Source organism: Streptomyces sp. NPDC053755 (assembly GCF_040677675.1).
Lineage (GTDB): Bacteria > Actinomycetota > Actinomycetes > Streptomycetales > Streptomycetaceae > Streptomyces.
In genome coordinates this window covers 71,868-97,650 of the sequence record NZ_JBFASK010000022.1, presented here as the reverse complement: position 1 = coordinate 97,650, position 25,783 = coordinate 71,868, and the positions used below count along the sequence as shown (strand labels likewise).

Annotated in this window: 25 protein-coding genes and 1 tRNA gene; 13 read left to right on the top strand and 13 right to left on the bottom strand. The window is 72.5% G+C overall.

Annotated features, from left to right (window positions below; all coding sequences use genetic code 11):
- Positions 1-145: 145 nt before the first annotated feature.
- Positions 146-715: a heme-binding protein gene (locus AB0K65_RS21550; protein WP_365718824.1), complete on the bottom strand. Its 570-nt coding sequence runs from the start codon at positions 713-715 to the stop codon at positions 146-148.
- A 521-nt stretch (positions 716-1,236) separates the two neighbouring features.
- Here AB0K65_RS21550 and AB0K65_RS21545 point away from each other — a divergent pair.
- The 4 genes from AB0K65_RS21545 to AB0K65_RS21530 all read left to right on the top strand — a co-directional run bounded on the left by AB0K65_RS21545 (position 1,237) and on the right by AB0K65_RS21530 (position 5,194).
- Positions 1,237-2,538 carry a sensor histidine kinase gene (locus AB0K65_RS21545; protein ID WP_365718883.1) on the top strand — a complete coding sequence of 434 codons (1,302 nt, stop codon included), beginning with the start codon at positions 1,237-1,239 and terminating at the stop codon, positions 2,536-2,538.
- Positions 2,535-3,155, top strand: a complete 621-nt coding sequence (locus tag AB0K65_RS21540) for a response regulator transcription factor (RefSeq protein ID WP_365718822.1) — start codon at positions 2,535-2,537, stop codon at positions 3,153-3,155. The genes AB0K65_RS21545 and AB0K65_RS21540 overlap by 4 nt, the downstream gene beginning before the upstream one ends.
- A gap of 87 nt (positions 3,156-3,242) precedes the next feature.
- Positions 3,243-4,538, top strand: a complete 1,296-nt coding sequence (locus tag AB0K65_RS21535) for an FAD-dependent monooxygenase (RefSeq protein WP_365718820.1) — start codon at positions 3,243-3,245, stop codon at positions 4,536-4,538.
- Positions 4,539-4,693: 155 nt separating this feature from the next.
- Positions 4,694-5,194, top strand: a complete 501-nt coding sequence (locus tag AB0K65_RS21530; RefSeq protein WP_365718818.1) for a hypothetical protein — start codon at positions 4,694-4,696, stop codon at positions 5,192-5,194.
- A gap of 71 nt (positions 5,195-5,265) precedes the next feature.
- On the opposite strand, the gene AB0K65_RS21525 is transcribed toward AB0K65_RS21530, so the two are convergent.
- Positions 5,266-5,943, bottom strand: a complete 678-nt coding sequence (locus tag AB0K65_RS21525; RefSeq protein WP_365718816.1) for a pentapeptide repeat-containing protein — start codon at positions 5,941-5,943, stop codon at positions 5,266-5,268.
- Between the two features lie 122 nt (positions 5,944-6,065).
- On the opposite strand from AB0K65_RS21525, the gene AB0K65_RS21520 reads away from it, so the two are divergent.
- Together AB0K65_RS21520 and AB0K65_RS21515 are read left to right on the top strand one after the other, a co-directional pair.
- Complete coding sequence (locus AB0K65_RS21520; protein ID WP_365718814.1) at positions 6,066-7,238, top strand: NAD(P)-binding protein; 1,173 nt, start codon at positions 6,066-6,068, stop codon at positions 7,236-7,238.
- Between the two features lie 135 nt (positions 7,239-7,373).
- Positions 7,374-8,372 (top strand): zinc-binding dehydrogenase, encoded by a 999-nt coding sequence (locus AB0K65_RS21515; protein WP_365718812.1) that lies wholly within the window; start codon positions 7,374-7,376, stop codon positions 8,370-8,372.
- Between the two features lie 64 nt (positions 8,373-8,436).
- On the opposite strand, the gene AB0K65_RS21510 is transcribed toward AB0K65_RS21515, so the two are convergent.
- Both AB0K65_RS21510 and AB0K65_RS21505 read right to left on the bottom strand, forming a co-directional pair.
- Positions 8,437-8,913, bottom strand: coding sequence for a GNAT family N-acetyltransferase (locus AB0K65_RS21510; RefSeq protein WP_365718810.1), 477 nt, complete (start codon positions 8,911-8,913; stop codon positions 8,437-8,439).
- Between the two features lie 18 nt (positions 8,914-8,931).
- On the bottom strand, positions 8,932-9,831 hold the full coding sequence (locus AB0K65_RS21505) for an aminoglycoside phosphotransferase family protein (protein ID WP_365718808.1): 900 nt from the start codon (positions 9,829-9,831) through the stop codon (positions 8,932-8,934).
- A 177-nt stretch (positions 9,832-10,008) separates the two neighbouring features.
- Between AB0K65_RS21505 and AB0K65_RS21500 the strand changes: the two genes are divergently transcribed.
- Positions 10,009-11,400, top strand: coding sequence for an FAD-binding oxidoreductase (locus AB0K65_RS21500; protein WP_365718806.1), 1,392 nt, complete (start codon positions 10,009-10,011; stop codon positions 11,398-11,400).
- Between the two features lie 70 nt (positions 11,401-11,470).
- On the opposite strand, the gene AB0K65_RS21495 is transcribed toward AB0K65_RS21500, so the two are convergent.
- A tRNA-Thr gene (locus tag AB0K65_RS21495) sits at positions 11,471-11,545 on the bottom strand.
- Between the two features lie 309 nt (positions 11,546-11,854).
- Between AB0K65_RS21495 and ugpC the strand changes: the two genes are divergently transcribed.
- From ugpC to AB0K65_RS21480, 3 genes are all read left to right on the top strand, one after another.
- The gene (gene ugpC, locus AB0K65_RS21490) at positions 11,855-12,952 is read left to right on the top strand and encodes a sn-glycerol-3-phosphate ABC transporter ATP-binding protein UgpC (protein ID WP_365718881.1); all 1,098 of its coding nucleotides are present in this window, start codon (positions 11,855-11,857) and stop codon (positions 12,950-12,952) included.
- A 227-nt stretch (positions 12,953-13,179) separates the two neighbouring features.
- Entirely contained in the window at positions 13,180-13,593 is a 414-nt protein-coding gene (locus AB0K65_RS21485) for a hypothetical protein (RefSeq protein ID WP_365718804.1), read from the top strand.
- A 54-nt stretch (positions 13,594-13,647) separates the two neighbouring features.
- The gene (locus tag AB0K65_RS21480) at positions 13,648-14,364 is read left to right on the top strand and encodes a nucleotidyltransferase family protein (RefSeq protein WP_365718802.1); all 717 of its coding nucleotides are present in this window, start codon (positions 13,648-13,650) and stop codon (positions 14,362-14,364) included.
- Between the two features lie 181 nt (positions 14,365-14,545).
- On the opposite strand, the gene AB0K65_RS21475 is transcribed toward AB0K65_RS21480, so the two are convergent.
- The 6 genes from AB0K65_RS21475 to AB0K65_RS21450 form a co-directional block, all read right to left on the bottom strand.
- The gene (locus AB0K65_RS21475) at positions 14,546-16,126 is read right to left on the bottom strand and encodes a DoxX family membrane protein (protein ID WP_365718800.1); all 1,581 of its coding nucleotides are present in this window, start codon (positions 16,124-16,126) and stop codon (positions 14,546-14,548) included.
- A 247-nt stretch (positions 16,127-16,373) separates the two neighbouring features.
- Complete coding sequence (rlmB, locus tag AB0K65_RS21470) at positions 16,374-17,333, bottom strand: 23S rRNA (guanosine(2251)-2'-O)-methyltransferase RlmB (RefSeq protein WP_365718798.1); 960 nt, start codon at positions 17,331-17,333, stop codon at positions 16,374-16,376.
- Positions 17,334-17,409: 76 nt separating this feature from the next.
- A complete protein-coding gene (gene cysS, locus AB0K65_RS21465; RefSeq protein ID WP_365718796.1) occupies positions 17,410-18,810 on the bottom strand; it encodes a cysteine--tRNA ligase in 1,401 nt (466 codons plus the stop codon).
- A 100-nt stretch (positions 18,811-18,910) separates the two neighbouring features.
- Complete coding sequence (gene ispF, locus AB0K65_RS21460) at positions 18,911-19,429, bottom strand: 2-C-methyl-D-erythritol 2,4-cyclodiphosphate synthase (RefSeq protein WP_365718794.1); 519 nt, start codon at positions 19,427-19,429, stop codon at positions 18,911-18,913.
- Positions 19,419-20,168 (bottom strand): 2-C-methyl-D-erythritol 4-phosphate cytidylyltransferase, encoded by a 750-nt coding sequence (gene ispD / locus AB0K65_RS21455; RefSeq protein WP_365718792.1) that lies wholly within the window; start codon positions 20,166-20,168, stop codon positions 19,419-19,421. The genes ispF and ispD overlap by 11 nt, the downstream gene beginning before the upstream one ends.
- A gap of 452 nt (positions 20,169-20,620) precedes the next feature.
- On the bottom strand, positions 20,621-21,103 hold the full coding sequence (locus AB0K65_RS21450; RefSeq protein WP_003953493.1) for a CarD family transcriptional regulator: 483 nt from the start codon (positions 21,101-21,103) through the stop codon (positions 20,621-20,623).
- A 661-nt stretch (positions 21,104-21,764) separates the two neighbouring features.
- Between AB0K65_RS21450 and AB0K65_RS21445 the strand changes: the two genes are divergently transcribed.
- The gene (locus AB0K65_RS21445; protein ID WP_365718790.1) at positions 21,765-22,361 is read left to right on the top strand and encodes a DUF461 domain-containing protein; all 597 of its coding nucleotides are present in this window, start codon (positions 21,765-21,767) and stop codon (positions 22,359-22,361) included.
- Between the two features lie 271 nt (positions 22,362-22,632).
- Here AB0K65_RS21445 and AB0K65_RS21440 read toward each other — a convergent pair whose 3' ends face one another.
- The gene (locus AB0K65_RS21440; protein WP_015035162.1) at positions 22,633-23,313 is read right to left on the bottom strand and encodes a response regulator transcription factor; all 681 of its coding nucleotides are present in this window, start codon (positions 23,311-23,313) and stop codon (positions 22,633-22,635) included.
- Positions 23,310-24,545 (bottom strand): ATP-binding protein, encoded by a 1,236-nt coding sequence (locus tag AB0K65_RS21435; RefSeq protein ID WP_365718788.1) that lies wholly within the window; start codon positions 24,543-24,545, stop codon positions 23,310-23,312. The genes AB0K65_RS21440 and AB0K65_RS21435 overlap by 4 nt, the downstream gene beginning before the upstream one ends.
- Before the next feature lie 264 nt (positions 24,546-24,809).
- Here AB0K65_RS21435 and phoU point away from each other — a divergent pair, with 264 nt between their 5' ends.
- Positions 24,810-25,490: a phosphate signaling complex protein PhoU gene (gene phoU / locus AB0K65_RS21430; RefSeq protein ID WP_365718786.1), complete on the top strand. Its 681-nt coding sequence runs from the start codon at positions 24,810-24,812 to the stop codon at positions 25,488-25,490.
- 101 nt (positions 25,491-25,591) lie between these two features.
- On the top strand, positions 25,592-25,735 hold the full coding sequence (locus AB0K65_RS21425; RefSeq protein ID WP_365718784.1) for a hypothetical protein: 144 nt from the start codon (positions 25,592-25,594) through the stop codon (positions 25,733-25,735).
- The last annotated feature ends 48 nt before the right edge of the window (positions 25,736-25,783 follow it).

Below are 25,783 nucleotides of genomic sequence, written 5' to 3'. Positions count from 1 at the left end.
GTGCGGGGGCGTGGCCCTGGTGCGGGGGCGTGGCCCTGGTGCGGGGGCGTGGCCCTGGTGCGGGGGCGTGGCCCCGCCTGGTGCGGGGCGTTACGGAACGGTGGCGCCCGGCGGGGGTCCGGGCGCCGTCTCCCCGCGGCGAGGGCTACTTGCCGAGCGCCTCGGCGCCGGCCCGGGCGAACTTCTCGTCCAGGTCGCCGCTGGGCGCGCCGGCCACGCCGATGCCGGCGATCGGGGCTCCCTTGGCGGTGACCGGGACGCCGCCGCCGAGGAAGAGGGTGCCGGGGATGTCCTTCAGGTTCGGGGCCTGGGCGAGGCGCCCGGCCAGGACCGAGGTCGGGGCGTTCCAGGAGACCGCCGTGAACGCCTTGCGCTCGGCCGACTCGTAGGACTGCGGTCCGGCGCCGTCACCGCGCAGGGTCACGATGGTGTTGCCGTTGCGGTCCACGACGGCGACCGTCACACGCTGGTTCTCGTCCTCGGCGGCGTCCAGGGTGGCCTGCGCGGCCTTGGTCGCGGCCTCGACGGTCAGGTGCGTGGACTGCTGGAGGTTCTCGTTCGCGGCGTCGGCCTTCGCCGCGGCGGCCGGGGCGGCGGCGGGCGCGGCCGGGGCGGAGGCGGGCGCGGCCGGGGCGGAGGCGTTCGCGGAGACGGCGCCGAAGGTGCCGGCGGCGAGGGCGGCCGCCGCGGTGGCGCCGATGAGGATCTTCTTCATGGGAACTCCCTGGATCGCTGCGTGAATCGCTCTGCCATCGATCCTCCGGCCGCTTCCGGCCCTGTGCGGTCGACGGAGCGGATGCGTCCGCCGCGCGGTACGGACGACACGCGGGTCAGCCGATCGGTTGATGCCGGTGTGGTCCCGCCGGGTCACCATGGATGCGTACACCCAGGTCGGATGGATCCGTGCACCCGGGGCCGCCCGCGGCCGCCAGGGCACGGGGCGCGTCGGGAACCGGCCGCCGGGACGCCGGACGGACCGAGACCGGCCGTCAGGCACCGGCGGACCGGAACCGGCCGCCGGGACGCCGGACGGACCGGAACCGGCCGTCGGTTCACGGTTGCCGCCACCCCGGCGGACCGGCCCACCCGGCGATCCCCGGCACCCGGCACCCGGCCACGGCCGGAACGACCCCCTCGACACCCGGCCGCCCCTGCCGGAACGACCGCACGAGACCGGAAAGGCCGGAGAGGCACGTGAACGCGCAGGACCCGGACGCCCGCTGGCTGGCGCGGGTCATGCACGTCGCCTTCTTCCTCCTCCTCGGCGCCTCCCTCGCCCGGTTCCTGCTGCGGCACCCCTGGGAGGACCGCGGCCCGTGGGTCGTCGCCCTCTCCTGCGCCCTGGCCTCCCTCTACCTCCTCGGGCCGGTGCTGGGGGGTGTCCGGGAAGTATCGGCGTCCGCCCGAAGGGCGGGGGCCGAGGCGTCCGGTGCGTGCGACCGCACGGCGGAGCAGCGAGGCATGGCGGAGCCAGGGCGGCCGACGACGCGGCGAGCGAGCGTGCGGAGCGTCGCGGCCCAGGCGAGACGCCCCGGACACGACCCGGGGACCCGCGCCACCCCCCGCCGGATCGCCTGGCTCTTCACCGTCGTCGCGGTCTGGATGCTCCTGGTCGTCCTCGCGCCGAGCTTCGCCTGGTGCGCCGTACCGCTCTTCTATACGGGTCTGCGCACCCTGCCGCCCCGGGCCGCCCTCGTCCTGGTCGCCCTGCTGACCGCCTTCGTGGTGACCGCCCAGGTCCAGCTCTCGCACGGCGGCTGGGACCCGAACCTGGTCATCGCCCCGCCGGCGGTCGCCGCCATCGCCACCGCCGTCTTCGTCCACGCCCAGCGCCAGGCCGACCGGCAGCGGGCGCTGATCGACGACCTCATCCGCACCCGGCGCGAACTGGCCGCCATCGAGCGCCGCCAGGGAACCCTCGCCGAGCGCCAGCGGCTGTCGATGGAGATCCACGACACCCTCGCCCAGGGCCTGTCCAGCCAGCAGATGCTGCTCCAGGCCGCCGACCGCACCTGGGACGGCGACCCGGCGACCGCGCGCCGCCACGTCCGTACCGCCGAGTCCATCGCCGAGCGCAACCTCGCCGAGGCCCGCCGCTTCGTGCACGACCTCGCCCCGGCCGATCTCGCCGAGGGCGGCGGTCTCGAGGAGGCGCTGCGGAGCCTCGCGGCCCGCGAGTCCAGCGCGTTCCGGGTCGACGGCATGCCGGTCCCGCTGCCCGACCGGGTGCAGTCGGCGCTGCTGCGGATCGCGCAGGGCGCCCTGGCCAACGTCCGCGAACACGCCGCCGCCACCTCCGCCGCCCTGACCCTGACCTACCTCGACGACCAGGTCGTCCTCGACATCGCCGACGACGGACGCGGCTTCGAGCCCACCCCGCCGGCCCGGGAACCGGGCGTCCGCGGCCACGGCCTGCCCGCCATGCGGGTGCGCGCCCGGCAGCTCGGCGGCAGCCTCACCATCGAGTCCACACCCGGCGAGGGCACCGTGCTCTCGGTCGCGATCCCCCTGTCGGCACCCCCGGAGGCCCGTTCATGACGGTAAGAATCCTGCTGTGCGACGACCACGCCGTCGTACGCGCCGGACTGCTCGCCCTCCTCGGCAGCACCCCCGACATCGAGGTCGTCGGCGAGGCCGGCAGCGGCGAGGAGGCCGTCGCGATGGCCGCGAAGCTCACCCCCGACGTCGTCCTGATGGACCTCCAGCTCGGCCCGGGGATCGACGGCGTCGAGGCCACCCGCCGGATCGCCACCCCCGACGTGCACGTGCTGGTCCTCACCACGTACGACACGGACGCCGACATCACCCGCGCCATCGAGGCCGGCGCCACCGGCTACCTCCTGAAGGCCGAGCGGCCCGAGGAGCTGTTCGCGGCGATCCACTCCGCCGCCCAGGGCCGCACCGCCCTCTCCCCGCCCGTCGCCAGCCGCGTCATGGACCGGATGCGCGGAGCGGCCGGACCGACGCTGACCGACCGCGAACGGGACATCCTCGGGCAGCTCGCCCACGGCCTCGGCAACCGCGAGATCGCCCGCGCGCTCTTCATCAGCGAGGCGACGGTGAAGACCCACCTGGGACGGATCTACGCCAAACTCGGCGTCGACACCCGGGCGGGTGCCGTCGCCGTGGCCAAGGAACAACGCCTCCTCCCCTGAGCCCGCGCCTCCCCCGCCACCCACCTCACCCACTGCTACCCTGCGTCGCTCATCCATCACTACGTGTGAGAAGAAGTGGGAGCGCGCGTGAAGATCGCCTGCGTCGGCGGTGGCCCGGCCGGCCTGTACTTCTCGATCCTGATGAAGCGGCAGGACCCGTCCCACGACATCACCGTCTACGAACGCAACCCGGCCGGCTCCACCTACGGCTGGGGCGTGACCTACTGGGCCGGGCTCCTCGACAAGCTCCGGGCCGGCGACCCCGAGTCCGCCGACGCCATCAGCGCCGCGTCCGTGCGCTGGACCGACGGCGTCGCCATCGTCCGCGACGAGCGGACCGTCCACCGGGGCGACGAGGGCTTCGGCATCGGCCGGCGCCGGATGCTCGCCCTTCTGGCCGAACGGGCCGAGGCCCTCGGCGTGCGGGTGGAGTTCGAGCACGACATCACCGGCGCGGACGGTCCCGAACTCGCCGACGCGGACCTCGTCGTCGCCGCCGACGGGGTCAACAGCGTCCTGCGCGAGGCCCACGGCGACCACTTCGGCGCCACCTTCGCCACCGGCCGCAACCGCTACATCTGGCTCGGCACCACCAAGGTGTTCGACTCCTTCAGCTTCGCCTTCAAGGAGACCGACCACGGCTGGATCTGGTGCTACGCCTACGGGTTCAGCGGCGAGCAGTCCACCTGTGTCGTCGAATGCTCCCCGGAGACCTGGTCGGGCCTCGGGCTCGACACCATGGGCGAGGCCGACAGCCTGAACCTGATGGAGAAGCTCTTCCACGACCTCCTGGACGGCCACCGGCTGATCGGGCGGGCGCAGGCCGACGACGCCGCCCAGTGGCTGCACTTCCGTACCCTGACCAACCGGGTCTGGCACCGCGGCAACCTGGTCCTCCTCGGAGACGCCGCCCACACCACCCACTACTCCATCGGCGCGGGCACCACCCTCGCGCTGGAGGACGCCCTCGCCCTCGCGGCCGCCCTGCGCGAGGCCGGGGCCGGGACCGCGGGCGGGCGGGCTGCGGAGAACGGGGCCGGAGCCGGAGCCGGCGGCAGCGTGGCGGGCGTGGATCTCGACGGGGCGCTCACCCGCTATGCCCGGCGGAGACGGGCGGAGCTCCTGTCGGCCCAGAGCGCGGCCCGCTACAGCGCCCAGTGGTACGAGAACCTCCCCCGTTACATGCGTCTGGATCCGGCCCGGATGTTCGCGCTCCTCGGCCAGCGCCACTCCCCTCTGCTCCCGCACATCCCGCCCCAGCTCTACTACCGGCTCGACCAGGCCACCGGACGGCTGGAAGCCCTGCGCCGCCTCAAGCGCTGGCTCGGCCCCCGCCTGGCCCGCACCCTCCACGCCCGCACCCGCCCCCGCACGCACGCCTGACACCGGGAGGGCCGGGGCGACCTCCGACCACCGGGGCCGAGCACCCACCCCCGCCCGGGGCCGAGCACCCGCTCCCGCCCGGGGCGCCCCCGCCGGCCGGGGGCGGGCCCCTCGCCCCGCGTCGTCCCCCTCCCCGGGCGTGGGACCATCGACCCGTGCTCGACATCGGCTACTCCCTCTCCCGTCGCTTCCCCGACCCCCCGCAGACCGACTACCGCCGCGCGGACGTCCGCGCCCTGCGCCACGACCTCTTCTGCGGGGACGTCTACCTCGCCGACCCGAAGGCCGACCGGGAGCTGTCCACAGCCTGGGGATGGGTGCCGGTGCTCGACTTCGCCTGGGCCCTGTGCGACATCGTCGAGCAGCTCGACCGGGACCCGCGCGGCAACCGCTCCTCCCGCCCTCAGTACGCCGAACTCGACTTCACCGAGTCCTCGGACCGCATGCTCTTCGAGCGCCGCTTCGGCTGGGTGGACGTCGAGGCCGACTGGATGCCCGGCGACGAGCCCCCGCTCACCTTCAACCACCGCGAACTGCGCCGCGAGGCCCGCGACTTCCTGCACGACGTGATCGCCGACCTCACCGACATGCACGAGGGCCTCGGCGACAACCCCGTGATCTGGGACCTCCAGGCCCGCTTCCCCCGCGTGCCCTAGGGCGCTCCGCCAGGAGGACCCCCAGGCACTCCTCCACGCCTCCCGGAACGTCCCCGCCCGACCGCCGCAGCTCAGTCCTCCACCCGCACCCCCAACTGCGCGGCGAACACCGGCGCGAGGTCCAGCAGCTGCCCCGTACCGATCACCGCACCGGCCAGGGCGTCCACCCCGCGCGCGATCTCCAGGCGCTCCACGGTCCGCAGATCCACGTCCTTCATCACGGCCCCGCCGAAGTCCACCCCCGCCAGGACACAGTCGCGGAACTCCACCCGCTCCAGCCGCGCGCCCCCGAAGTCCGGCTCGCTCAGCACGCACCCTTCGAAGAGCACGTCCTTCAGCTTCGCCATCCGGAGGTTCGGATAGTCGATCTTCCCTCCCCTCACCCACACCCGCTCCAGGACCGCCCCGTGCAGCTGCGTCCCCCCGAGCCGCGCGTCCCGCACCTCCACGTCCCGCAGCGTCGCCCCCGCGAGATCCGTGCCCACCCCCCGCAGTTCGCTCCACACACAGTCCAGGACACGGGCCGAGGCCAGCCGCGTCTCGTCGAGCACGCACTCCCGCAGCGCGCAGTCCATGAACCGCGCACCCGCCCCCTCCTGCCCGGCCAGGTCCAGACCCCGGAACTCGAGACCGTCATAGTCCCCGTCCGGCTCCAGTCCCCCCGCGTGCGCGGTGAGGGGCGGCAGCCGCACCTCGGGCCGCCGCACCGCCGCCACCCCCGCCGTCTTCCTGCCACTCCGTGTCGCCATGACCCCATCGTGACGTGCGCCACTGACAACGCCCCCGATGTCACAAACCGCGGACCCCGGCCCGTCCCCTCCGTAGGGCCGGTCCGCACCGGCCGCACCCCACCGACATCAAGGAGAAGCACATGAGGCAGACGAAGCACCTCACCGTCATCGGCGGCGGCTTCGCCGGACTCACCGCGGCCGTCACCGCCGCCGAAGCCGGAGCGCGGGTCACCCTCCACGAGGCCCACGGCACCCTCGGCGGCCGCGCCCGGACCGCGGAGGGCCCGTACCGCACCAACGAAGGACCGCACGCCCTCTACAGCGGCGGCCCCCACTGGACCTGGCTCAAGCAGCGCGACCTCCTCGGCCCGCTCGCCCCGCTGCCGCCCCTCGAAGCCGCCCGGCTGCGCTTCCACCGCGACGGCGCCCTGCGCCGCACCCCGCCCCTCGGCTTCCTCCGCCTCAGCCGCCGCACGCCCGAGGAGGCCCCCGTCGACGTCGACTTCCTCAGCTGGGCCGACCGCGTGGCCGGCCCCCGTGCCGCCCGCGACGCCGCCGCCTTCAGCGGAGTCGCCCTCTTCCACCACGACCCGGGCGCCCTGTCCGCACGCTTCGTCCAGGAACGGCTCCGCCGGTCCACCTCCCTGCCCCCCGAGGCCCACTACCCCCGCGGCGGCTGGGGACGGCTCATCGACCGGATGGCCGCCCGCGCCTGGGACCTGGGCGTACGGATCGAGACCTCCTCCCGCGTCGACGCCCTGCCGGTCGCCGACGGTCCCGTCGTCGTCGCCACCTCCCTCGCCGCGGCCGCCCGCCTCCTCGACGACCCCGGCCTCACCTGGGAGAGCGGCCGCACCGTCCTGGTCGACCTGGTACTGCGCCACCGCGCGGGCGACCCCTTCGTCATCTCCGACCTGGACGCCCCCGGCTGGATCGAACGCTTCACCGCCCAGGACCCCGGCCTCGCCCCGGCCGGCGAGCAGCTCCTCCAGGCCCAGCTCCCCATCGGCCCCGACGGCTCCAAGGCCGACGGCGTCGCCCACGCCGAACGCCTCCTCGACCTGGGCTTCCCCGGCTGGCGGGAACGTACCGTCCAGCGACGCGTCGCCGTCTCCCACGGCCGCACGGGAGCCGTCGACCGCCCCGGCACCACCTGGCGCGACCGGCCGGCGATCGACCGCGGCGACGGCGTCTACCTCGCCGGCGACCAGGTCGCCGCACCCGGCGTGCTCTCCGAGGTCTCCTTCACCAGCGCCGTCGAAGCGGTGTCCCTGGCCCTGCGCGCCACACGCCTTGACCTCAAGCGAGCTTGAGGTTGAAAGCTGGGGCTCGCCCACGGGGCACACCGACACCCACCGGGTGCCGGCCGACCCGGCCCCCGGGCTGCCGCGGGACCCGCACCACGCACCACGACCGCCCCACGCGACCACCGGACAGGGGAGCCCACCATGCACGCCATCCGCCTCCACGCCTTCGGCCCCGCCGAGAACCTCCGCTACGAGGAGACGCCCGACCCCGTCCCCGGACCCGGCCAGGTACGCATCGCCGTCACCGCGGCCGGCGTCCACCTCCTCGACACCGCCCTGCGCAGGGGTTTCAGCGGCCCCTTCCCCGCCCCCGCCGAACTCCCCACCATCCCCGGCCGCGAGGTCGCCGGAACCGTCGACGCACTCGGCGCGGACACCGACCCCGCCTGGCTCGGCAAGCGGGTCGTCACCCACCTCGGCCTCGCCCCCGGCGGCTACGCGGAACTCGCCGTCGCCGACGCCGACCGGCTCCACGCCCTCCCCGACTCCCTCGGCGACGCCGAGGCCGTCGCCATGATCGGCACCGGCCGCACCACCCTCGGCATCCTCCGGTTCGCCGAACTCGGTCCCGACTCCGTCGCGATCGTCCTCGCCGCCGCCGGAGGCATCGGCACCCTCCTCGTCCAGTACGCGAAGAACGCCGGCGCCACCGTCATCGGCCTGGCCGGCGGCCCCCGGAAGGTCACCCTCGTCGGGAAGAACGGCGCCGACCTCGCCGTCGACTACACCCTCCCCGACTGGACGGCCACGGTCCGCGACTTCCTCGGCCCCCGCACCGCCACCATCGTCTTCGACTCCGTCGGCGGCGACACCGGCCGCGCCGCCGTCGGCCTCCTCGGCCGCGGCGGCCGGCACCTGGTCTTCGGCTGGTCCGGCAAGGGCCCCCACGACGGCGAACCGCTCACCTTCACCGACGCCGAACTCACCACCCGCGGCATCACCTCGGAGAACGTCCTCGGGCCCGCCATGCTCCGGAAGGCCGGCGGCGACATCCGCACCCTCGAACTCGCCTCCCTGGCCGCCGCCACCGCCGGCCACCTCCGCCCGGCCGTCCACCGCTTCCCCCTCGCCGAGGCCGCGGCCGCCCACCACGCCCTGGAAACCCGAGGGACCACCGGCAAGGTGGTCCTCGTCCCGTAGCCCCCGGAGCACACCCGTGCCGACGGGGGCACCCGCCCCCGCCGGGCCCACCCGCCCTCACACCTCAGGCGCCCGTCCCCAACCGCCGCAGCGCCCCGTCCGTCAACCGGTACACCGACCACTCGTCCTGCGCCCGCGCCCCCAACGCCTCGTAGAACTCGATCGCCGGCGTGTTCCAGTTCAGAACCGACCACTCCAGACGCCCGTACCCCCGCTCCACACAGATCCGCGCCAGCTCCGTCAGCAGAGCCTTCCCGTGACCACCACCCCGGCACGACGGGCGGACGTACAAGTCCTCCAGATAGATGCCGTGGACACCCCGCCACGTCGAGAAGTTCAGGAACCACAGGGCGAAGCCCACCGGCTCCCCCTCCGCGGACTCCGCGATGTGCGCGAAGACCGCCGCCCCCGGGCCGAAAAGCGCGTCACGGAGCTGCGCCTCCGTCGCCCGGGCCTCGTGCGGGACCTTCTCGTACTCCGCGAGCTCGCGGACCATCGCATGGATCACAGGGACATCAGCCGGTGTGGCGGTACGAATCATGACCCCAGCCTGCCCCCATCAGCGCCCCGCGCTCAGAAGCGTCCGCGCGATGGACACCTGATCCGGATCCAGCGCCGGCTCCCCGTCCTCCACATCCCACAGACCGTTCTGCAACACCCTGCCCAACGTCCACGCCCGCGCCCGCGCCCGGTCCAGCCCCAGCCGCTCCGTCAACAGATCGAACCGCCACCGCGTCCCGGCCGCCGGATCCGCCTGCCACAGGTCCGTCAGCGCCGGAAGCAGCTCGAACCCCGGATCCCCCGCCAACGGCTTCGGATCGATCGCCAGCCACGGCTCCCGCTGTCCCGCCAGGATGTTGTCGTAGTGCAGATCCCAGTGCAGCAGCCGATCCCCCGGCTCGTCCATCACCTCCCGCACCGCCGCCGCACAGTCCCGCAACAACGCCCCGTCCTCCGCCCCCAGCCGCGCCGCCGCGGCCGGAGCCGCCGCCACCATCCGCGCCGCGATCTCACCCAGCCCCCGCATCCCCTCCGGTGCCGGTGCCGCCGCCAACCGGGACAGCAGACCCGCGAGAACCTCCACCGCCGCCCGCACATCCCCCGACGCCGACAGATGCCGGCCCTCGTCCAACCGCTCCAGCAGCATCGCGCCCGCCCCCGGATCCTCCGCCAGCAGCCGAACGGCCCCGTTCCCGTCCCAGACCCGCAGCGCCACCGGCTCGCCGGCACTCTCCTCGTCCGGCAACTGCAGCTTCAACGCCGCCCGCACACCATCCGCACGCCGCGTCACCGGCAACACCAACGACGCCACCCCGTGCATCGACGGCCCCGTCACCCGCAACCCCCAGCGCCCCAGGAACTCCCGCGCCCGCCCCGGCAACGCCGCCACGAACGCCCGTCCCGCCTCGCCGTTGAACCTCGCCTGCGACGCCGCCAGTTCCGCCGGAATCTCGATCACACGACGACGCTACAGGCGCGCCTCCCGCGGCACAGCCGAGAGAACCGGCCGCCCCGACAACGAAATCCGCAACCCCGCACACCCCTGCCGCAGCCCCACCCCACACCCCGGAACACGCCACCCCGTCCAGTACCCTCCCGCCACCGAACCCCAAGGCCCGCAGGGACAGAGGACACCATGAGCAGCACGGTCAACGGCGGCATCTCGTTCTGGTACGCACAAGAAGGCACCCCCGCCCCCCGCGAACCGCTGCCCGGCGACACCACCGCCGACATCTGCATCGTCGGCGGCGGCTACACCGGCCTCTGGACCGCCTACTACCTCAAGAAGGCCGTCCCCTTCCTCGACATCACCCTCCTCGAAGCCAAGTTCTGCGGCTACGGCGCCTCAGGACGCAACGGCGGCTGGCTCTACAACGGCATCGCCGGACGCGACCGCTACGCCTCACTCCACGGCCACGAAGCAGCCGTCCGCCTCCAGCACGCCATGAACGACACCGTCGGCGAAGTCATCCGCGTCGCCGCCGAAGAAGGCATCGACGCCGACATCCACCGTGGCGGCGTCCTCGAGATCGCCCACACCCCCGCCCAACTCGCCCGCCTCAAGCACTTCCACGCCCTCGACATCGCCTTCGGCGAAAAGGACCGCGAACTCTACGGCGCCCGCGAGACGGCCGACCGCATCCGCGTCACCGGCGCCGTCGGCTCCACCTGGACCCCCCACGGCGCCCGCATCCACCCCGTCAAACTCGTCAAGGGCCTCGCCGCCGCCGTCGAGGCCCTCGGCGTCACCATCCACGAATCGACCCCCGTCACCGAGATCAAGCCCAAACACGCCATCACCCCCTACGGCACCGTCCGCGCCCCCTATGTCCTGCGCTGCACGGAAGGGTTCACCGCCACCCTCACCGGCCAACGCCGCACCTGGCTCCCCATGAACTCCTCCATGATCGCCACCGAGCCCCTCACCGACGCCCAATGGGAAACCATCGGCTGGAACGGCCTCGAAACCCTCGGCGACATGGCCCACGCCTACATGTACGCCCAACGCACCGCCGACGGCCGCATCGCCCTCGGCGGCCGGGGCGTCCCCTACCGCTACGGCTCCAGGACCGACAACGACGGCCGCACCCAACCCCGGACCGTCGAAGCCCTTCGCGACATCCTGACCCGCTTCTTCCCCTCCCTCGCCGGCATCGGCATCGCCCACGCCTGGTCCGGCGTCCTCGGCGTCCCCCGCGACTGGTGCGCCACCGTCACCCTCGACCGCACCACCGGCCTCGGCTGGGCCGGCGGCTACGTCGGCTCCGGCGTCGCCACCACCAACCTCGCCGCCCGCACCCTGCGCGACCTCATCCAGCAGGACTCGGGCCAGTCGGGCCCCACCGACCTCACCACACTCCCCTGGGTCGGCCACAAGGTCCGCAAGTGGGAACCAGAGCCCCTCCGCTGGCTCGGCGTCCAGGCCATGTACGCCGCCTACCGCACCGCCGACCACCGCGAGACCACCACCCACAGGGCAACGACGGACCGCATCGCCACCCTCGCCGACCGCCTCAGCGGCCGCTGAGCCCTCCACCCGCCACCCCGTGAAACACGAGTGTCCCGGACCAAGGTGGTCCGGGACACAGGATTCGGAGAGCCCCCTGTCGGATTCGAACCGACGACCTACGCATTACAAGTGCGTTGCTCTGGCCGGACTGAGCTAAGGAGGCGTTGCCCGCATACGTCGAGCGCGCGCGGCTCCCACTTTACACAGCGCCACGAACCACCAGCCAAGAAGTAACGAGGACCGTGAGCGCCCGCCCGCACCGCCGCCGACCGGACTGTCGCGTGCTGGTCAAAAGTGCGTCGCTCCGCCCCTCGGGACCGAGCGCTCTCGAAAACTTCTCCGCCTCCGACTGCTGACAGATCGGACACCGCCAAGGTAGCGTCACGTGCGGTTCACTCCGGTGGACTACACCACATCCTTCCTTTACAACGGATCGTCCGGCACGTTCCTGCCGGTGAAGGGACACATCACCATGGCCTCCGTCACTTTCGACAAGGCGACCCGGCTCTACCCGGGTTCCGACAAGCCCGCCGTCGACCAGCTCGAGATCGAGATCGAGGACGGCGAGTTCCTCGTCCTCGTCGGCCCCTCCGGCTGTGGCAAGTCGACCTCCCTGCGCATGCTCGCCGGTCTCGAGGACGTCAACGGCGGCGCCATCCGGATCGGCGACCGTGACGTCACGCACCTGCCGCCGAAGGACCGGGACATCGCCATGGTGTTCCAGAACTACGCGCTGTACCCGCACATGACCGTCGCGGACAACATGGGCTTCGCGCTCAAGATCGCCGGCGTCAACAAGAGCGAGATCCGCGCCAAGGTCGAGGAGGCCGCGAAGATCCTCGACCTCACGCCGTACCTCGACCGGAAGCCGAAGGCGCTCTCCGGTGGTCAGCGTCAGCGTGTGGCCATGGGCCGCGCCATCGTGCGTGAGCCGCAGGTGTTCCTCATGGACGAGCCGCTGTCGAACCTCGACGCCAAGCTCCGTGTCTCCACCCGTACGCAGATCGCGTCGCTTCAGCGCCGTCTCGGCATCACGACGGTGTACGTCACCCACGACCAGGTCGAGGCGCTGACCATGGGCGACCGTGTGGCGGTGCTGAAGGACGGTCTGCTGCAGCAGGTCGACTCGCCGCGCAACATGTACGACCGCCCCGCGAACCTCTTCGTCGCCGGCTTCATCGGCTCCCCGGCCATGAACCTGGTCGAGGTGCCGATCACCGAGGGGGGCGTGCGGTTCGGCAACAGCATCGTCCCGGTCTCCCGTGACGCGCTCTCCGCCGCCTCCGCCAAGGGCGACACGACCGTGACGGTCGGCATCCGCCCGGAGCACTTCGACGTCTCGGGTGCCACCAGCAAGGAGGGCCTGGCGGTCTCCGTGAACGTCGTCGAGGAGCTCGGCGCCGACGGTTACGTGTACGGCTCCGCTCGGGTCGGCAGCGAGGACAAGGACCTGGTGGTCCGAGTCGGTGGCCGCGCGGTGCCGGAGAAGGGTTCCACGCTGCACGTCGTGCCGCGCGCGGACGAGCTGCACGTCTTCTCGACCTCGACGGGTGAGCGTCTCTCCGGCTGACGTCCCGCCCCGTGCCGTACGGCCCCGCGTCGCTCGCCGACGCGGGGCCGTTCGCGGACCTTGATCGCCCCCGGTGGACGCTGTCGACAAATACCCCGGCAGATCCGTCAATTCGGACTGCCTCGACGCGTCGGCGTCAACATGGGATTCGAAAAGACACCTCGAACCGTCCCTCGCGAGAGTGACTAAATGTCGCCATATCTGTACGGACCGCTACGCTCGCCTGCGTGACGCACACTGCCCGCCGTATCGGCCGCTCTCTCGCCCTCGTCCTGCCCGTCGTCCTGGTGCTCTCCGGAACGCTCGCGGTGTCCGCCGTTCCGTGGGCCGGCCAGGGCTCCGGGACCCAGATGCTGACCGCATCCTCCAAGGACGTCTCCGCCCCCGCCAAGGCCCGTGCCCCGCAGGATATTCTGCGCGACCGCCTCCTCGCAGAGCTTCAGGAGAAGGACCCCGGGACGGCTCTCACCCACCTCCAGCGTGAGGTCGAGAACCGCCCGTCGCTCGCCCGGCACTGCATGTCGATCGCGCGCGCCCTGGGCCGTGCCGCCGTGCAGCACTACGGCCCCACGCGCGCCCAGTCCTACTCCCGTCCGGTCTGTGACACCTCGTTCGCGACGGGTGTGATGTACGCGAGCTGAGCCGCCGACGCCGACAGCGGTTCCAGCCTCACGAGGTACGCATATCGTTCCGGTATGCACACCACCCCGACGCAGGCCGTGGTCCTGGCGGGCGGCCAGGGCTCGCGCCTGCGCCCCTACACCGACGACCGCCCCAAGCCGATGGTCGAGATCCCGGGTACCGGGACCCCGATCATCGGCCATCAGCTTTCCTGGCTCGCCGCCGAGGGTGTCACCGACGCCGTCGTGTCCTGCGGCCATCTCGCCGAGGTGCTCCAGGAGTGGCTGGCCTCCGCCGTCCTCCCCCTGCGCGTGACGACGGTCGTGGAGACGGAGCCGCTGGGCCGCGGCGGCGGTCTGAAGTACGCGGCCGCGCACCTGCCCGAGCCGGGGCAGCCCTGGTACGCCACCAACGGCGACATCTGGACCCGCTTCTCCCTGCGGGAGATGGCCGAGTTCCATGCCGAGCGGGACGCCACCGCCACTCTGGCGCTGGCCCGCCCGCGGATCCCGTGGGGCGCTGTCGAGACCGACACCTTCGGGCACATCACCGACTTCATCGAGTCGCCGCCGTCGCCGTATCTGATCAACGCGGGCGTGTACGTCTTCTCCGCGGCCTTCACGGACCTCCTGCCCGAGTTGGGCGACCACGAGCGCACCACGTTCCCGCGGCTGGCCCGTGAGCGGCGTCTGGCGGGCTTCCCGCTGCCTCAGGGGGCCTACTGGCGGGCGATCGACACGGCGAAGGACCTGACGGAGGCGGCGAAGGAGCTGGCCTCTCAGGGGACCTGACAGCCCGGTGCGGGGGCGCGGCCGGCGTGGAGGCCGGCGGACGGGATCACGGGGACGGGTGAGGCACCCGCCGGGCTGGGCCGTCCTCGGGCGGGCGGCGGACATGACGAAGGGGCGGCACCGCTCGTGCGGTGCCGCCCCTTCGTGGTGTCCGAAGCCGTGGGCCGTCGGTGAGGGCGGGTCAGCCGAGGAGGCCGCCGATGGGGTTGCGGTTGCCGCCGCCGCTGGAGGAGCCGCCGTCGGTGCTGCCGCTGTCGCCGCCGGAGCCGCCTCCGGTGGTGCTTCCGCCGGTGCTGGTGGGGCCGGAGCTGGTCGACGTCGGGGGCGCGGGCTTGGACTGCGTCGGGGAGCTGTCGGTGCCGCGGGTGGCGGTGGGGCGGCTCTCCTCGATGCGGCCGGTCTCGCGGGCGGTCTCGGTCGGCGCGGCGCTCTCCTCCTCCTCGCGCTCGCCGACGGCGCCGGCGGTCTCCGACGGCGTGGGGCGGACGGAGGCGGACTTCGAGGGGGTGCGCCGGCCGGGTTCCTGCGGGAGGGGCTGGCCGGGGAGGTGGTTGATGGGGTCGTCGTTGGGGCCGGGGACGGTGACCATTTCGGTGGAGCGTACGGCTCCGCCGAGCATGGAGCCGACGAGCAGGGTGAGGCCGACGACGACGGCGGTGACGACGCCGCCGCGGCGCAGGACGCGGCGCCGGAGGTCCCAGAGTTCGGAGCGCGGGCCGAGGGTGCGCCAGGCTTCGCCGGCGAGTCGTCCGTCGATGGAGTAGACGGGGGCGCCGGCGATGACGAGGGGGGACCAGGCGGCGAGGAAGATGATGTCCGGGGCGTCGTAGACCGGGACGCTCTTCCAGCTGACGGTGAGGATGAGGGCGGCGGAGAGCAGGGCGCCGAAGACGGCGGCGACGCGCTGCCAGAGTCCGAGGACGGTGAGGACGCCGACGACGACCTGGAGGAAGGCGACGGTGAGACCGGCGCCGACGGGGTGCTGGAGGGCGAAGTCGCGGAGCGGTTCGGCGAGGGGCCAGGGGTGGAGCGAGTTGAGCCACTTGACCATGGAGCCGCGTTCGCCGCCGTCGAAGTAGACGGGGTCGCAGAGCTTGCCCATGCCGGCGTAGATGGAGATGAAGCCGAGGAAGACGCGCAGGGGGAGGAGGACGACACCGAGGTTCATGCGGCGTCCGGGGTAGTAGGCGTGCCGGACAGGGTCGGCGCCGTGGCGGTGCGGCCGGGCGCGGTCGGCGTCGGTGTCCTCCTCGCCGTGGGCGGGCCGGTACGGCGTGTCGTACGGGTCGTCCTGCGGGGGGTCGTAGGCGCCTTCGGCGCGCCGCATGGGGGGCAGCAGCGGGGGCGCGCCGGAGGGGACGACGGGGGTCGGCATGGTGTCGTCGACGCGCGGGATGGCCTGCGTGGCGCCGGCGTCGTGGGACGCGGGGGGCTCCAGTGTGGAGACGGAGGACTCGCGCATGGCCTGGAGGAGTCCGGTGGCGCCGGGGTCGCCCGGCGCGGACTTCCCGGTCCAGACGACGGGGCGGCGGCGGCCCGCGGCGCCCGCGGCCGCACCCGCGGTCGCGCCCGCGGCGGCTCCGCCGAGTACGGAGAGGCGGGGGGCGACGGCGAACTTCGGCTGCTGGGCGGTCGGCGCGAGCCGCACACGGAAGCTGGCGTGGTTCACGATGACCTGCGCGGGGTCGGAATCCACTTTGACCATGCTCAGCGCGGGCTGATCGTCGAACCCCGGCCGGGGCGTTCTGGTGTCCACACTCATCTAACCGAGTGACGCGGGATAAGGACACTGCCTTGACGGGCTCGGAATGTCCGAGACCCGTCAAGATCGCCCGATACGGGAAAGGGCCCAGCTCAGCGAGGTGGGCCCGTTCCCGGTGTACGCCGATCGAGGGGGCGTACGGAGTGCCGGCGCGCGCGCCGAGGGCGGGCGGCGCGGCGGCGGCGCCGGCCCGGAACCGCCCGGCGCGGGGCCGGGTGGGGTGGCCCCGCGCCGGTGCGGCGGTGGGTCAGCGGGTGCGGCGGCGGGCGACCTCGTAGAGGACGATGCCGGCGGCGACGCCGGCGTTGAGGGACTCGGCGCCGCCGGGCATGGAGATGCGGACGCGGTAGTCGCAGGTCTCGCCGACGAGGCGGCCGAGGCCCTTGCCCTCGCTGCCGATGACGATGACGACGGGCCCGTCGAGCGCTTCGAGGTCCTCGACGGTGTGCTCGCCGTCGGCGGCGAGGCCGACGACGGTGAGGCCTTCCTTCTGGTAGCCCTCCAGGGCCCGGGTGAGGTTGGTGACGCGGGAGACGGGGGTGCGGGCGGCGGTGCCGGCGGAGGACTTCCAGGCGCCGGCGGTCATGCCGGCGGCGCGGCGCTCGGGGACGACGACGCCGTGGCCGCCGAAGGCGGAGACGGAGCGGACGATGGCGCCGAGGTTGCGGGGGTCGGTGACGCCGTCGAGGGCGACGATGAGCGGGTCCTCGTGGGCGTCGTAGGCGGCCGCGGTGAGGTCCTCGGGGTGCGCGTACTCGTAGGGCGGGACCTGGAGGACGAGGCCCTGGTGGTTGAGCCCGTTGGTCATCCGGTCGAGCTCCTGGCGCGGGGCTTCCATCAGGTTGATGTTGCCGCGCTCGCCGGCGAGCTTGAGGACGTCGCGTACGCGCTCGTCGTTGTCGATGAACTGCTGGACGTAGAGGGTGACGGCGGGGACGCCGTCGCGGAGGGCCTCGAAGACGGGGTTGCGGCCGACGACCATCTCGGAGGTGCCCTTGGGGCCGCCGCGGCGGGGGGCGGGACGGCGGGCGGCGGCGTGCTTGGCCTGGGCGTTGGCGATGCGGTTCTTCTTGTGGCCCTTGCGTGCGGAGGCGGGCGGGGTGGGGCCCTTGCCTTCGAGGCCCTTGCGCCGCTGGCCACCGCTGCCGACCGTCGCACCCTTCTTGTTGGACGTGCGACGGTTCCTGCGCTGGCTGTTCCCGGCCATGACTACCTAATCCTCGGTGTTGCGTGCATAGGTCTGTAGATGAAGTGTGCCGCCCGGTCGCCCGGGCGGCATGTCTTCAGCGGTTGCCGAGCGTCCAGCGGGGGCCTTCGGGGCTGTCCTCGACGACGAGTCCGGACTGGGTGAGCTGGTCGCGGATCGCGTCGGCGGTGGCCCAGTCCTTGCGCTCGCGGGCGGACTCGCGCTGCTGGAGCACGACGCGTACGAGTGTGTCGACGACGCCGTGGAGGTCTTCGCCCCGGTCGGCCTCGCCGGCCCAGTGCGGGTCGAGCGGGTCGAGTCCGAGGACGCCGAGCATGGCGCGTACCTCGGCGAGGCGGGCGATGGCCTCGTCCTTGTCGTCGGCGGCGAGGGCGCTGTTGCCCTGCCTGACGGTGGTGTGGATGATCGCGAGGGCCTGCGGGACGCCCAGGTCGTCGTCCATGGCCTCGGCGAAGGCGGGAGGGACGTCGGGGGCGGGCGGGACGGTCTTGCCGGCCTTCTCGGTGACGCGCTGGACGAAGCCCTCGATCCGTGCGAACGCGGCCTCGGCCTCGCGCAGGGCGTCCTCGCTGTACTCGATCATCGAGCGGTAGTGCGGGGTGCCGAGGTAGTAGCGCAGGACGATGGGGCGCCAGTGCTTGACCATCTCGGAGACGAGGACGGAGTTGCCGAGGGACTTCGACATCTTCTCGCCGCTCATGGTGACCCAGGCGTTGTGGACCCAGTACGAGGCGAAGTCGTCGCCGTAGGCCTTGGCCTGGGCGATCTCGTTCTCGTGGTGGGGGAAGATCAGGTCGAGGCCGCCGCCGTGGATGTCGAAGGCGGGGCCGAGGTACTTGTGGGCCATGGCGGAGCACTCGAGGTGCCAGCCGGGACGGCCGCGGCCCCACGGGGTCTCCCAGTCGGGCTCGCCGGGCTTGCTGGCCTTCCACATGGCGAAGTCACGGGGGTCGCGCTTGCCGGTGATGCCTTCCTCGGCGGGCTGGCGCAGGTCGTCGATGTCCTGGTTGGACAGGGCGAGGTAGCCGGGGAAGGAGCGGACGTCGAAGTAGACGCTGCCGTCGGCCTCGTAGGCGTGTCCGCGTTCGATGAGGCCGCGCATCATCTCGACCATCTCGGTGATGTGGCCGGTGGCGCGGGGCTCGTAGGTGGGCGGCAGGCAACCGAGGGCGTCGTAGCCGGAGTTGAAGGCGCGCTCGTTCTCGTAGCCGATGGACCACCAGGGGCGGTCCTGGTCGGCGCCCTTGGCGATGATCTTGTCGTCGATGTCGGTGACGTTGCGGATGAACGTGACGTCGTAGCCGCGGTGGTCGAACCAGCGGCGCATGATGTCGAAGTTCAGCCCCGAGCGGATGTGACCGATGTGCGGGGCGGCCTGCACGGTGGCACCGCAGAGGTAGATCGAGACACAGCCCGGTGTGAGCGGGGTGAAATCACGGATCTGCCGGGCGCTGGTGTCGTACAGGCGAATAGTCACCACTCCAGGGTAGTGGGCGTGTGGTAGTGCCCCGCGACCTATACCGGCCGCGGGGCGTCTTTTTCGCGCTGTGGAGGTCTCCACGCCGGCGGGCGGGGGCCTATGCGGTGTGCGGGGGCCGTACGCGGACGACGAGGGCGGTCGCGAGGGCGGCGAGGCCCTCGGCGCGGCCGGTGAGGCCGAGGCCGTCGGTGGTGGTGCCGGAGACGGAGACCGGGGCGCCGGCGGCGGCGCTCAGGGCCTTCTGGGCTTCGTCGCGGCGCTTGCCGACCTTGGGGCGGACGCCGATGACCTGGACGGCGATGTTGCCGATCTCGTAGCCCTCGGCGCGGACGATGCGGGCGGCCTCGGCGAGGAGGGTGACGCCGGAGGCGCCGGACCACTCGGGGCGTGAGGTCCCGAAGTGGGCGCCGAGGTCGCCGATTCCGGCGGCGGAGAAGAGGGCGTCGCAGGCGGCGTGTGCGGCGACGTCGCCGTCGGAGTGGCCGGCGAGGCCGTGGCCGCCGCTGTCGGCCTCGTCCCAGAGGAGGCCGGCGCACCAGAGTTCGCGGCCCTGCTCGAAGGCGTGGACGTCGGTGCCGATGCCGACCTGCGGCATGAGGGGCCGGTCAGAAGCCATCGTTGGCCCTCCTGCGGGCGAGTACGGCCTCGGCGAGGACGAGGTCGAGCGGGCGGGTCACCTTGAACGCCTCCTCGTGGCCGGCGACGACGACGACGGGTGCGCCGAGGCGTTCGACCATGCCCGCGTCGTCGGTGGCGCCGTCGCCGGTGAGGGCGATGGTGGCGTGGGCGTTGACGAGGGTGTCGCGGTCGAAGCCCTGCGGGGTCTGGACGGCGCGGAGCCGGGAGCGTTCGGGAGTGGCGACGACCTGTTCGGGCCGGCCCTGCTCCTCGGCGGGCTCGACCTCCTTGACGGTGTCGGCGAGGGGCAGTGCGGGGACGACGGCGACCGCGCCGTCCCGTACGGCCTCGATGACGGCGTCGACGGTGTCGACGGGGACGAGGGGGCGGGCCGCGTCGTGGACGAGGACGGTGGTGATGCCCTCGGGGAGGGCTTCGAGGCCGAGCCGTACGGATTCCTGGCGGGTGTCGCCGCCGGGGACGACGAGGTAGTCGGTGCGCTCGGGGAGCGCGTGGGCGTCGAGGAGGTGTTTGACCTCGGCGGCGCCGTCGGAGGGGGCGACCACGACGACGAGGGAGACCGCCCGGGAGGCGGCCATCGCGCGGACGGCGTGGATGAGCATGGGGGTGCCGTTCAGCGCCCGGAGCGCCTTGGGGGCTCCTGGGCCGAGCCGTACGCCCCGGCCGGCCGCGGGGATCACCACGGCGGTACGGACAGGACGCGCTGGGTCTGTCATTGGTTGCACTCCGGCAGGTTTGTTTCCTCGGCCGACATGGGTATGGCCTCACCGTGCCGGACGCGACGCCTTGACCGGGCCCTTTCCGTGACGACGGTCGGGGCGTTCCGCGGCGGGCACAGGGGATGTGGCGCGAGGGGACCAAGGGGACAGGGACTGCGGGTTTTTCCGTGAAACACGTGATGCGGGTAGCCGTCCGGGCCTCGTGCGGCTCCACGCTTCGTACGTCTCCGTACGCCGGTGACGCATCCGGGGTGTCGCGTACGTCTCCGTGCGTCGCGTACGACTCCGTACGTGTCAGCTCCGGTGGCCTGGGGCTCCAGCGGCCGGCTCTGCGGTGCGAGGCCGTCCGTCGAGGCGGACGGGTCGACCGCAGACGGACATGCCGCAGCGCCCGGCGACGGCACTGTGGTCTTCACAGCACGTCAGCGGGCACCGCGGCATCGCTGCACTCAGGACGCGAGGACCTCGTCGAGGAGAGCCTCGGCCTTGTCCTCGTTCGTGTTCTCCGCGAGGGCGAGCTCGCTCACCAGGATCTGCCGAGCCTTGGCGAGCATGCGCTTCTCACCTGCGGAGAGTCCGCGCTCCCGCTCCCGACGCCACAGGTCGCGCACTACTTCGGCGACCTTGATGACATCGCCGGAGGCGAGCTTCTCGAGATTTGCCTTGTAGCGACGGGACCAGTTCGTCGGCTCTTCGGCGTACGGCGCGCGCAGCACCTCGAAGACCCGGTCCAGCCCGTCCTGACCGACTACGTCGCGAACTCCGACGAACTCCGCATTGTCCGCCGGTACACGCACCGTCAGGTCGCCCTGAGCGACCTTGAGCACCAAGTAGGTCTTGTCCACGCCTTTGATCTGGCGAGTTTCGATGGCCTCGATCAGCGCGGCCCCGTGATGGGGATAGACCACGGTGTCGCCAACCTTGAACGTCATGTGACAGGTACCCCTTCCGTGGCTATCCAGGGTAACACGGATACGGCTTCTTCTGAATGGCGTTTTCGCAGGTCAGGGCATATCTCGGGGCTTGACAACAGCGACACGAACGTGCTGCGGCGGGCTGCCCGGAGGGGGTATTCGCAGGTCGGAGCCGCTGCGCGGACGCAGAGAAACGCGCACGTTACACCCGTCCGAGGTCGCGCGAAGAAGGCGTGATGTCCCGGTTTGTCGGGTTCGGCGCGGGTCTCTATGCGTACTCCGTTCGAGGGTCGCTCACTCGTACGGATGCATGCCCGAGCGAATCCCGAATTGATCACGGGGAGGCCGCTCCGGGCTTTTTCACGGGGAGGCCCGGGAAATGCGCGGACGGTCACCGAATTGATCAAGGCGGTTATGTGAACGGCGGGTCAATGGGTCGTGATCCGGCCGTGGCGCGAAACATCCGGGACGGGAGCCGGGAGTGTCGCCGCCTCCGTCTCCGGGCGAAGCCGAACCCACCGGGAGGCCGTAGGGGCGGGTCGGGTGCGGGACGGAGAGTGCGGCTCGGTAACCTAAGCGCGCCGACGCACCTTCGGCTCGTCCTCGGCCGGCTGCTCCACGCTCCACCCCCGCCGGCCTGTCCCTCGCCCGTCCGTACGTCCTAGGAGTTGCCGCCGCCGTGAGCCGCAGCCTTCGACGCGGCGCCCTCGCCGCCACCGCCATCGTGTTCTCGATCGCCTCACTGTCCGCATGCGGCGCGGGTAACGACGCCCAGACGCTCGGCGTCCGGCCGGACAACGCCGCCGTCTCCGTGGACGACGTCAAGATCCAGAACGCGCTCGTGATCACCCAGCCGGACGCCGCCGTGAAGGGCCCGGCCGTCGTCTCGGCCACGGTCTTCAACAACGGCAGCGCGCCGCAGACGCTCGACTCGATCACCCTTCCCGGCACGACCGCGACGGTGAAGCTGAAGGCCGCCGAGGGCACGGGCCCGATCACCGTCCCCGCGATGGGTTCGGTCATCATCGGCGGCAAGGGCAACGCCTCCGCCACGATCGAGACCGGCGCCGAGGCCGCCAAGAACGGCAACGCCCAGGAAGTCGTCTTCAAGCTGAGCAAGACCGGCGACGTGGGCCTCCAGGCGTTCGTCGTCCCGGCGACCAGCTACTTCAAGGACTTCGGCCCGGTCGAGGTCCCCAAGCCCCCGGGCGCCGAGCCCACGCCCACGGGCGAGGCCACGCCGTCGGGTGAGGCCAGCCACGAGGCGGGTCACTGACGGACCGTACGGGCCGTACACCGGCGGTCCGTACGCCATACGCCTGAAGGGGCGCCCCCGTGTCGGGGCGCCCCTTCAGGCGTGTCGTGGGCCCTGCGGGCCTGTCGGGCCTCCGGCCACGTCAGGCGGGCGGTCCGGCGCTCGGCCGCGTCAGGCCGTCAGGCCGTCAGGCCGTCGAGAGAGCCGGCCGCGCACGTCCGGCCGTCAGGAGATCCGGGCCCGTGTCGGGCACCCGGTCGCCCCCGGACGCGGGGCCGGGGCCCGGGCCGGCCTACGGCTCGAACTTGTAGCCCAGGCCGCGCACCGTCACCAGGTAGCGCGGCGCGCCCGGGTCCGGCTCGATCTTGGCGCGCAGGCGCTTGACGTGGACGTCGAGCGTCTTGGTGTCGCCGACGTAGTCCGCGCCCCAGACGCGGTCGATCAGCTGCATGCGGGTGAGGACGCGGCCGGCGTTCCTCAGGAGCATCTCCAGGAGGTCGAACTCCTTCAGCGGCAGGTCGACCTTGCCGCCCGCGACCGTGACGACGTGGCGGTCCACGTCCATGCGGACCGGACCGGCCTCCAGGGCCGCCGGGGTGACCTCCTCCGGCTCCCCGCGGCGGCGCAGGACCGCGCGGATGCGGGCGACCAGCTCGCGCGAGGAGAAGGGCTTGGTGACGTAGTCGTCGGCTCCTATCTCCAGACCGACGACCTTGTCGATCTCGCTGTCCTTGGCGGTCACCATGATGACCGGGACGTTCGAGCGGCCGCGCAGCTGGCGGCAGACCTCGGTGCCGGGCAGCCCGGGCAGCATCAGGTCGAGGAGGACGAGGTCCGCTCCGTTGCGCTCGAACTCGTCGAGGCCGTCGGGCCCGGTCGCGGCGACCGCGACCTCGAAGCCTTCCTTGCGGAGCATGTACGACAGGGCGTCGCTGAAGGATTCCTCATCCTCGACGACGAGCACTCGGGTCACGGAAGGACCTCCGGGGCAGGGAGCGGTTCGGTCATGAGATCGGGGGTGGGAGAGGCGGAGCCGTTGGCGCGGCGTTCCCGCACGGCGCCCGCCTCGGGCAGCCGCAGGGTGAAGGTGGAGCCCTGGCCCTCGGTGCTCCACACGGAGACCTCCCCGCCGTGCGAGGCGGCCACGTGCTTGACGATGGCGAGGCCCAGGCCCGTACCGCCGGTGGCTCGGGAGCGGGCCGGATCGACGCGGTAGAAGCGCTCGAAGATGCGCTCCTTGTCCTTGTCGGGGATCCCGATGCCCTGGTCGGTGACGGCTATCTCGATGAGGTCGCCGCCGGGTGCGGCGATCTTGCGGGCCGCGACACCGACGCGGGTGTGGGCCGGGGAGTAGTTGACGGCGTTCTCGACGAGGTTGCCGAGGGCGGCGGCGAGCTGGCCGCGGCTGCCCCAGACGTAGAGGTCGGCGGAGCCGCCGGACGCCATGGTGATCTGCTTGGTGGAGGCGGTGTGGCGGGAGCGGTCGATGGCCTCGGCGACCAGCTCCTCCACGCGCACCGGCTCGGAGTCCTCCAGCGGGTCGTCGTTCTGCACCCGGGACAGGTCGATGAGCTCCTGGACGAGGTTGGTGAGGCGGGTCGCCTCGATCTGCATGCGGCCGGCGAAGCGGGTGACCGCCTCGGGGTCGTCCGAGGCGTCCATGACGGCTTCGGAGAGCAGGGAGAGCGCGCCTACGGGAGTCTTGAGTTCATGACTCACGTTGGCGACGAAATCACGTCGTACCGCTTCGATACGGCGGGCTTCGGTGAGGTCCTCGACCAGGAGGAGCACCAGGCGGGAGCCGAGCGGCGCGACGCGGGCGGAGACGGCGAGGGCTTCGCCGCGTCCGGTGCCGCGCCGGGGCAGGTCGAGCTCCACCTGGCGTATCTCTCCGTCGCGGCGGGTGTCCCGGGCCATGTTGAGCATCGGCTCCACGGCCAGCTTTCCGCCGCGGACCAGGCCGAGGGCGTACGCCGCCGAGCTGGCCTTGACGACCGAGTCGCTCTCGTCGAGGACGACCGCGGAGGAGCGCAGCACGGAGAGGACGGTGTCGACGCCGGGCGGGAGCACGGCGTCGGTGTGCAGGGAGGTACGGGTGGGTCGCGCCTGGTCGCGTTCGCTCCAGCGGAACGCCAGCATGGCGATCACGCCGGTGCACACCCCGGCGATCGCTGCCAATGCGGCGACTGCCGCGTTCACGTCCATGCCATCCAGGTTATGCGGGGTGGCGGACACTCTCCCAGCCGTGCGAGTGGCTGCTCGAACAGTCGTCGCCCAGAGTTCACCGTGGGGACGGTGGTGGTTCATTTGACCCGCGCGGAGCGCTGACGTGCGTCGCCCAGAGTTCACCGGGGAGAAAGGGCCGGTTCATGTGAGGTGGAGGAACCGGACGCGTACGGGTCCGAACGTGGGAGCGTGGGGGTCCGAGCCCCACCCGGACCCCGGACGCTTGTGAGAGAGGGACATTCGATGCGGGACGCGTACCACGAGGAACTTGACTCGATCGGCGAGGCCTTGGTCGAGATGGCCCGGCTCGTCGGGTCGGCGGTCGGACGCGCCACGACGGCGATGCTCGACGCGGACCTGAAGCTGGCGGAGAGCGTGATCGCGGCGGACCAGAAGGTCGACGATCTCCAGCACGACCTGGAGGCCCGGGCGATAGCACTGCTCGCCCGGCAGCAGCCGGTGGCGACGGACCTGCGGATCGTGGTCACCTCGCTGCGGATGAGCGCTGACCTGGAGCGGTCGGGCGACCTGGCGCAGCACGTGGCCAAGCTGGCGCGGCTGCGGTTCCCGGACACGGCGGTGCCGCGGGACCTGCACGCCACGATCCTGCAGATGGGGCAGCTGGCGCAGCGCCTGATGGCGAAGGCGGCGGAGGTCATCATCACGAAGGACGTCGACCTGGCGCTGCAGCTGGAGCAGGACGACGACGAGATGGACCTGCTGCACCGGACGCTGTTCAAGCACCTGATGGACGACCGGTGGAAGCACGGCATCGAGACGGCGGTCGACGTGACGCTGCTCGGCCGCTACTACGAGCGCTTCGCGGATCACGCGGTGTCGGTGGCGAAGCGGGTCGTGTACCTGGTGACGGGTGAGCACGCGGACGAGCTGCAGCAGTCGGACGTGCCGGTGGAGGGCGCGTAAGCCGACCGGGGTCGCGGGTCGCACTCCTGTGCGCCGTTGATGCGCCCGGCCTGCCGGGCGTGCAATGGGCGGAGGCGACGTACGCCTTCGAGGAGGGACCCATGGCAGCCGATTCCGCTCCGACCGATTCCCAGCAGGAGGCACCGCGCGACGCGGTGTTCCTGCCCGTCCTCGGCGCCTGCGGGTGCGGCTCGGGCTGCGGCTGCGGCTGCCAGTCCGGGGCGCCGTGCCAGTGCGGGGGCTGAGCGGGAGAGCCGCGGGACGAGGGGCCCCGCCCGGTGAGCGGGCGGGGT

Coding starts and splice junctions, on each gene's coding strand:
- AB0K65_RS21550 (WP_365718824.1), bottom strand. CDS start 715: ATGAAGAAGATCCTCATCGGCGCCACCGCGGCGGCCGCCCTCGCCGCC.
- AB0K65_RS21545 (WP_365718883.1), top strand. CDS start 1,237: ATGCACGTCGCCTTCTTCCTCCTCCTCGGCGCCTCCCTCGCCCGGTTC.
- AB0K65_RS21540 (WP_365718822.1), top strand. CDS start 2,535: ATGACGGTAAGAATCCTGCTGTGCGACGACCACGCCGTCGTACGCGCC.
- AB0K65_RS21525 (WP_365718816.1), bottom strand. CDS start 5,943: ATGGCGACACGGAGTGGCAGGAAGACGGCGGGGGTGGCGGCGGTGCGG.
- AB0K65_RS21520 (WP_365718814.1), top strand. CDS start 6,066: ATGAGGCAGACGAAGCACCTCACCGTCATCGGCGGCGGCTTCGCCGGA.
- AB0K65_RS21515 (WP_365718812.1), top strand. CDS start 7,374: ATGCACGCCATCCGCCTCCACGCCTTCGGCCCCGCCGAGAACCTCCGC.
- AB0K65_RS21510 (WP_365718810.1), bottom strand. CDS start 8,913: ATGATTCGTACCGCCACACCGGCTGATGTCCCTGTGATCCATGCGATG.
- AB0K65_RS21500 (WP_365718806.1), top strand. CDS start 10,009: ATGAGCAGCACGGTCAACGGCGGCATCTCGTTCTGGTACGCACAAGAA.
- ugpC (WP_365718881.1), top strand. CDS start 11,855: ATGGCCTCCGTCACTTTCGACAAGGCGACCCGGCTCTACCCGGGTTCC.
- AB0K65_RS21480 (WP_365718802.1), top strand. CDS start 13,648: ATGCACACCACCCCGACGCAGGCCGTGGTCCTGGCGGGCGGCCAGGGC.
- AB0K65_RS21475 (WP_365718800.1), bottom strand. CDS start 16,126: ATGAGTGTGGACACCAGAACGCCCCGGCCGGGGTTCGACGATCAGCCC.
- rlmB (WP_365718798.1), bottom strand. CDS start 17,333: ATGGCCGGGAACAGCCAGCGCAGGAACCGTCGCACGTCCAACAAGAAG.
- ispF (WP_365718794.1), bottom strand. CDS start 19,429: ATGGCTTCTGACCGGCCCCTCATGCCGCAGGTCGGCATCGGCACCGAC.
- ispD (WP_365718792.1), bottom strand. CDS start 20,168: ATGACAGACCCAGCGCGTCCTGTCCGTACCGCCGTGGTGATCCCCGCG.
- AB0K65_RS21450 (WP_003953493.1), bottom strand. CDS start 21,103: ATGACGTTCAAGGTTGGCGACACCGTGGTCTATCCCCATCACGGGGCC.
- AB0K65_RS21435 (WP_365718788.1), bottom strand. CDS start 24,545: ATGGACGTGAACGCGGCAGTCGCCGCATTGGCAGCGATCGCCGGGGTG.
- phoU (WP_365718786.1), top strand. CDS start 24,810: ATGCGGGACGCGTACCACGAGGAACTTGACTCGATCGGCGAGGCCTTG.
- AB0K65_RS21425 (WP_365718784.1), top strand. CDS start 25,592: ATGGCAGCCGATTCCGCTCCGACCGATTCCCAGCAGGAGGCACCGCGC.